General features: G+C 35.1%; 4 protein-coding genes. All 4 read right to left on the reverse strand.

Annotated elements, in window-relative coordinates:
• Positions 1-977 precede the first annotated feature (977 nt).
• Positions 978-1,358 carry an SRPBCC family protein gene (locus RTK36_RS15775; protein WP_312048181.1) on the reverse strand — a complete coding sequence of 127 codons (381 nt, stop codon included), beginning with the start codon at positions 1,356-1,358 and terminating at the stop codon, positions 978-980.
• Positions 1,359-1,858: 500 nt separating this feature from the next.
• Positions 1,859-2,209, reverse strand: a complete 351-nt coding sequence (locus RTK36_RS15780; RefSeq protein WP_312048182.1) for a VOC family protein — start codon at positions 2,207-2,209, stop codon at positions 1,859-1,861.
• 645 nt (positions 2,210-2,854) lie between these two features.
• Positions 2,855-3,265: an MmcQ/YjbR family DNA-binding protein gene (locus tag RTK36_RS15785; RefSeq protein ID WP_312048183.1), complete on the reverse strand. Its 411-nt coding sequence runs from the start codon at positions 3,263-3,265 to the stop codon at positions 2,855-2,857.
• A gap of 84 nt (positions 3,266-3,349) precedes the next feature.
• Positions 3,350-4,072, reverse strand: a complete 723-nt coding sequence (locus tag RTK36_RS15790; RefSeq protein ID WP_312048184.1) for a DUF5131 family protein — start codon at positions 4,070-4,072, stop codon at positions 3,350-3,352.
• Positions 4,073-4,204 lie beyond the last annotated feature (132 nt).

Below are 4,204 nucleotides of genomic sequence, written 5' to 3' on the forward strand. Positions count from 1 at the left end.
TTGTATTCAAAACTTATGGGAAGATAAGCTATAAAGATGGGAAGATAAAGTATCATCTACATTGAAAATGCACTATAGTATGATGACTGCCAGAAGAAAAATACACTTAATTTATAAATATCGCACTAATGAAAAACTGAAGTGTCCTCGTAAAGTTAAATAAACTAAAATATTAATTAAGCAACCTAAAAGATACTAAAGTCTGTAAAGGTGCATAATTAAAAAGAGGTATGGCACTAGGGATTCTGCTAGGTGGCGCAGGCATTGGCATGCTTTTAAGTGGATTTACGGTTTTTTTGTTGATGAAACTCTTTCCTGCTTTGGGATGAAGCTTTCTGGGTGTTTTTTCAGGTGCATCCTTAGTTGTATAAATTATTGCATCAGTCGTTTTGAATAATCCGGATGATATAAAGAAATCATAGATTGAAGAAAAATCTCAGTAGATAAAAAACTAAAAAAAGCTATTCTATACTTTTTTCTCAGTTTGGCTTAATTGATACCAACCTAAATCAAACAAGTTTTATACTGTGCAAAGGTTTTTCTAACGAGGTGGCAGGATTTGTTTATGCGATAGCAGGAGTATTTAGTATTGTTGGTGGCCCAGTTCGAGGAATTATTTCAGATAAAATCGGAGCACAAAAGGCGCTTACTTGCATGGTTTTTTGCTGTAGCTTGTAATTTAGTTTTCACTATCGCTCACCATTTAGATACAATGGGCAAAAGCTCCTTTTTATTCATTATTGTATAATTACCAATGAAATTGTGGTAGGCTTCAGATGGATAAAATCTAATTCCTTTACCGAAAGAGAACACTTCCTTCAGAGTTGGCTTTAGCGCTTGGGCTAGTGCAGTAAATACCTTGGACAATAATATAATTGAATAAGCATGAGCCCTTGCATGATGCAACGGCTCAATTTCCTTACTAGTAAGATTTTGTTTAGTGGAACTATTTTTCAAAAATTCATAGAATGATGGTATTATTCCCCCAATGCTTTTCTCAAATCTATAACATAGGTCTCTTGTTGTTTTTTAAGATATGACTTTAAAAATAAATTCATAATAGGATTTGAGATCTCAACTTCTTCTGTGAATTCAATTTTCGTACCGGATCCATTTCTTGAAAAAAGTCCTATCCAATGCCCATTCATATTTTTGTTTTTCATATCAAATTCATAGCGTTCATATGAATTTTTCATGGTGATTGTAAACTGAGTTTCAAAACAATCTTTTGCAAATTCAGTAAAGCTATTTTCATCATCAGAAACTTCTATTCTTACTACATTACTACGCCAAGCATAAGCTGTATTGTCAGTAACAATGTTCCAAACGGTTTCGATTGGACTATAAAAATTTGCCATAATAGTTGACTTCTTTATCTTTGCCACCTTCTTATTATATAAATTCACTTTCTATACGTATACTTCGATTACTTTACCAGAACTTTTTATTGAATAGAAAATCTAATAAAAATTTACCATAGCGGTGAAACTGATACAAGCATCTTATTATCAATAATGACCTGTGGTTAACCAAAGTTATAGTGAAAAGGAGGTGTAAATGAAGCCGTCTTCATAGGTTCTATGTGGATTTTTCATCCAAGTGGTACTCAAAAAATTCTATGGTTTCCTGTATTTGTTCTTATTCATGTATTGTTGTATCTTTTCACTAAGAATATTATTTTAACAGAACGCCAACGGACGGATTTTACCATAGAATTAAAAGAGGGCAATAAGTCGTAATATGGACAGATTGCCCACACCTCCGTAGTAATAAAGTTTATTTTTCGGTGATTAGAAGTACGAAAGGATATACCCATAATCCTATCAAGAAGTTAGGTTTTGACAGACCCACAGGGCACTCATTTTCTGTAATCTGTAATACCTAAGCGATTTCCAAACGCATCCTCAAACTCTACCGCTGTACCAGTACCAATTGAAAAGGGTTCAGTTAAGAATTGCACACCTTTGGATTTCAATTTTTCATATTCTGTCGCCACATTGTCCACAACAAACCATATTGTTGGTTTCACGTCGGGGAATTTATTTATATCTTTTAAAATAATAGCGGGCTCTTCGTCTCCAACATGGAAGGCAACCATGCCTTTATCGGAAAAATTAAATTTTACCTTCAATCCAAGGGTTTCAGAGTAATACTGAATGGCGTTTTCCATGTTATCTACTGGTAGAAAAAAATTATCATAGTTTTTCATAGCTTAAATCTCCCCGTTTCATAGTTTATTTAGAACATAATCTTATCACACATAATCTGACAACAGTATGTCAAGTTAAATGACTTTTCTGAGATTTTACCCAAACTGAAATTCTCTGATCTCTATGTGGGTTTGACAAAGCAAATTACGGGTTCTCCGTTTTTCAGAACTGTTTGTTGTACCCACGGCGGTATTGTATTTAAGTCATAGGACCTGACCCAAAAGTGTGTGGAATAAATAAAAGCTAGCGCCAACGGCGCAAAAAAAGCTGCCTGTTTAAGAGCTTCTTTATTCAATATAATTAAGAGTCCAAATCTTATCAGTATAAATGGAACTAACAATATAAATCCGTTCAGGATATCATCTTCTTTCAAATTTTCTCAATTTACAAAATGAGTATTTCGGCGACTTCTATTCTACATTAGTATGGAGTGGATTATATTGGGCACGTAGTCAAAAGGAAGAGCCATTACTTTGGATATTCAATCCAGCCACTATGAGTAATGGTAAAATCATTGAAAAACAGGGCAGAAGATATTGGAACGCCAGCTATAAAGAGAACATCAATATGGAAAACTGGTGTCCTTCAATGATTCTCTGTTCTGTTTTGGTAAGCAATAGCGTGGAAATAGCCAGTTAATATATCTATTCTCCTAATAAATTCCGTTGCGCTTTCTTGCTTAACGTCGAAAGCACTAATTTATGAGAGGCACGTACCATATCAGCAAGCACCTCGAGGGGAATATCACAGTCCAGATACACGGTACTCCAGTGTACCTTGTTCATGTAGTAACCCGGTACAATGTTAACGTATTGGTTGCGTAGCATGTCACTATACATGGGTTCTAGTTTCATAGTTATAAAGGGGCGCCCATTTTGGTCGTTTATACCGATAAAGGCGTACATTTTACCTCCAAGAAGATATTTATATGCTTGCCACGCGGGTTGAAATTCTTTTACTGTTGCTGTTTGAATTTGTAATAATTCATCCAACCAGCCATATTTTTTCATTGTTTCTTCTGGCCACGGTGTTACACTATTCTCTATGCTTGCCATCTCATGTACCTCCTTTTACACTTACGGTGGTAGGGTATCTGCTGTTGCTATGGAATATATTTTAATGGGGGCACAACTTGCTAATTAAAACAATTTCTTTCCGTCTAAAATATTTATTCCAAATTCATTTGCAATGCTACCTTGCTTAAACGGATTAATTTTTTTCACTGTACCATTATGTTTAAAAAACGATCCTGTTCCTTTGAACCAAAAAGTAACATTTGCTTTTACACATTGCTCACGTATATTTAGTACCCATTCATAATCACATTCACGAGCATCACGCCCGCTTTCGCCGCAGACTGTAACATGTTCAATCCCTTGAAGATAGTTTGATAAGTCAATTGCTTCCAAAAGAGGAGAACAAGCAATAAAACGACGTTTGATTGGATAAGACAAAAACAAAGGGAGACGATAATCTGCCAAAGCTTGATTCTCCACTGTGCAACCAATATTTACATTGTCATAACCCTCTCCCCAATCGGAGGGCAATGAAACGTTAAATCGGTCGATTCGTTTGGTCAAAATCAAAAAATCAATATCAACCCTTTGCTTAATTATGCTCCAAGCGTCCTTGCGCCACTCATCAGCTTCGGGCAGAAAAAAATCAGTGGCAAAACAGGTAGCAAGTACCTTATTTCCTTTAATATTGTATTCACCCTTTGTATTCATCCGAATAGGCCAATCGAATTTATCTGTTTTCTGAATGAGGTTTTGGCCGTAACGCTTCCCATGTGGTCCATAGAAATAGCAATTTGTACATCCATCACTCATTTGATAACATCCTGTCCAAGGTTCCCAATTCATGTTCTCACCCCTTTATCAGATAGTACGGTTTTAATTATGATTCATTTTTTCGGTTTTCGTAAATTATTTGATTTAGAAAGCCCAATTAGATTGAGAAGGTCATCTGGAATATAATTTATAGATAATTTTTCA

The sequence above is a fragment of the Anaerotignum sp. genome, from assembly GCF_031981185.1.
Taxonomy (GTDB): Bacteria; Bacillota; Clostridia; order Lachnospirales; family Anaerotignaceae; genus Chakrabartyella.

What these genes read in the sequence shown, in the direction of transcription:
- RTK36_RS15775 (WP_312048181.1), bottom strand. Translation starts at nt 1,358, where the DNA reads ATGGCAAATTTTTATAGTCCAATCGAAACCGTTTGGAACATTGTTACT.
- RTK36_RS15780 (WP_312048182.1), bottom strand. Translation starts at nt 2,209, where the DNA reads ATGAAAAACTATGATAATTTTTTTCTACCAGTAGATAACATGGAAAAC.
- RTK36_RS15785 (WP_312048183.1), bottom strand. Translation starts at nt 3,265, where the DNA reads ATGGCAAGCATAGAGAATAGTGTAACACCGTGGCCAGAAGAAACAATG.
- RTK36_RS15790 (WP_312048184.1), bottom strand. Translation starts at nt 4,072, where the DNA reads ATGAATTGGGAACCTTGGACAGGATGTTATCAAATGAGTGATGGATGT.